The following is a 404-nucleotide window of genomic DNA, read 5'->3' as shown; positions in this document are numbered from 1 at the left end:
TATCAACACCTGTCGTTTCGCCTTGTACGTGCTCTGGTAGTTCAACATCCACTAAGCACATGATTGAAATATTCCACTCTCCCACAGCATTAAGCGCCACGGTAGCATTACGAAGTTCGCCCACTACGTCACGGCTATTGTGATAACGAACCATACCCAATCCATTAGGCAACTTGATATGGTTACGCTCAATGCCAATTTGTTTCTTTGCTGATGGAAAGCGCATGGTTGAGTGGTGAGCTACTTGGCGTTTGCGCCATACTGGAAAGCCTTTCTTACCCTTAACCCACTCATTAATTCCTTTATCCACTAAGTCACGCTGGCGTTGCTGTAAGCAATGCGCATACGCAGAATCAAGCCACTTTCTATTGTCTAATTTTTTCCATACTGGAAGTAGCTTGTTA

At 44.6% G+C, this 404-nt stretch carries 1 protein-coding gene; it reads right to left on the bottom strand.

Annotated features, from left to right (window positions below):
• Positions 1 to 404 (bottom strand): hypothetical protein (locus tag AB4585_RS29250; RefSeq protein WP_372172319.1); only part of this gene is annotated, 404 nt, incomplete at both ends.

The sequence above is a fragment of the Vibrio sp. 10N.222.49.C9 genome (assembly GCF_041474985.1).
GTDB lineage: Bacteria > Pseudomonadota > Gammaproteobacteria > Enterobacterales > Vibrionaceae > Vibrio > Vibrio crassostreae_C.
This window is presented reverse-complemented; position numbering and strand designations above follow the sequence as displayed.